This is a genomic window from Collinsella sp. BA40 (genome assembly GCF_008014645.1).
GTDB lineage: Bacteria > Actinomycetota > Coriobacteriia > Coriobacteriales > Coriobacteriaceae > Collinsella.
The window spans coordinates 1-1,557 of sequence record NZ_VOWY01000022.1 but is presented as its reverse complement, the minus strand read 5'-3'; the positions used below and the strand labels follow the sequence as shown (position 1 = coordinate 1,557).

Below are 1,557 nucleotides of genomic sequence, written 5' to 3'. Positions count from 1 at the left end.
AAAGACGATATGAGTTGAACATTGGAGCCCCTCCCCTTGTAGCTCTATCGTGGGTCGGGCGACAATGGTCGTAGCGCCAACCGTGGCCGCGCGCCACATGCGACGGAGGAGGGGCTCCATGTCCAATTATGTCACAGCCATCGGTCTCGACGTCCACGCCCGCAGCATCAAGGCCTGCGCCCTGAACCCCATGACCGGCGAGGTCTCCCGCGCCTCCTTCGGCTACGACCCCGCGTCGGTCGCCGAGTGGGCCCTCGGGTTCGAGTCGCCGAAGGCGGTCTACGAGTCCGGCGTGACCGGCTTCCACCTGTGCCGCGCGCTGCGCGCCCTCGGCCTTGACTGCGCCGTCGGGGCCGTCTCCAAGATGCAGCGCCCGGCCGCCGACCGCGGCCGCAAGACCGACCGCCGCGACGCGGAGTTCCTCGCCAGGCTGCTCGCCTGCCGCAACGTCGTCGAGGTGCGGGTACCCGACGAGCGCACCGAGGCCGCCCGCGACCTGTCGCGCGCGCTAGCGGACGCCCGCGACGACCTGCAGCGCGCCAAGCAGAGGATGTCGAAGTTCCTGCTGAGGCACGGCCACGTCTTCGACGAGCTGACGCCGACCGGCAGGCGGAGGGGCAACTGGACCCGCGCGTACTGGCGGTGGGCCGACTCGATCGAGTTCGGCGAGCCCGACGACGACGCGGCCTACGAGCACTACCGTGACTGCGTGCGGCGCTGCGAGGAGGCCCGGGACGCGCTGGCGAGGAAGGTCGCCGAATCTGCCGGGCGGCCGGAATGGAAGCCGGTCGTGGACGCGCTCAGGTGCGTGAAGGGCATCGACATCGCCACCGCGTTCCTGCTCGCCTGCGAGATGGGCGACCCCGCCCGGTTCCCGAACGCGCCGTCGTTCGCCTCGTGGTGCGGGCTCGCGCCCTCGGAGCACTCGAGCGGCGAGTCGGCGTCGAGGGGCGGGATAACCCGCGCGGGCAACGCCCACGTGCGCTCGGCGCTCGTCGAGTCCGCCTGGCACGTCCCGATGTCCTCGCGCGACCCGAAGCCCCTCGCGCCCGGACAGGAGGTCGCCCCCGCGGTGCGGCGCCACACGACGAAGTGCAACCGCAGGCTGATCGAGCGCAGGGAGGCCATGGCCGCCGCCGGCAAGAGGCCGTGCGTGGCCAACTGCGCCACGGCGCGCGAGATGGCGTGCTGGGTGTGGGCGATAGCGCGGATGGCGACGGCGTAGCGCGCCGCCCTCCCCGGACGCAGGGTCCGACCCCGGCGCGCGCCGCGCTCGAGGCCGTTGGGAGGCCACTCGAGTCCCCTTTTTGGGCGGCGGGGGACCGCCATGCCCGCTGAAAGACTCCGATTTCGCCACGAGGCCCCCAGCCGTAGCAACGAAATGCGCAGCCGAGAAGGCCACGCGCGGATATTAGAATGCCGAACGTGCGTCGAGCAGACACGCCCTCAAGCGGCGCGGTCGCCGGGTGAAGATAGGTAGGCCCGGCCGTACGCGGTAGCTCCGCGGACGGCCGGGCCGGTTTTGCCTCTTGACAATGTTCAACTCATATTAAAGGG

The 1,557-nt window shown here is 71.0% G+C and carries 1 protein-coding gene; it reads left to right on the top strand.

Translation table 11 applies throughout. The annotated features are described in order from the left end of the window. The first annotated feature begins 118 nt into the window (after nt 1–118). The gene (locus tag E4J93_RS07930; protein WP_147588929.1) at nt 119–1,225 is read left to right on the top strand and encodes an IS110 family transposase; all 1,107 of its coding nucleotides are present in this window, start codon (nt 119–121) and stop codon (nt 1,223–1,225) included. The last annotated feature ends 332 nt before the right edge of the window (nt 1,226–1,557 follow it).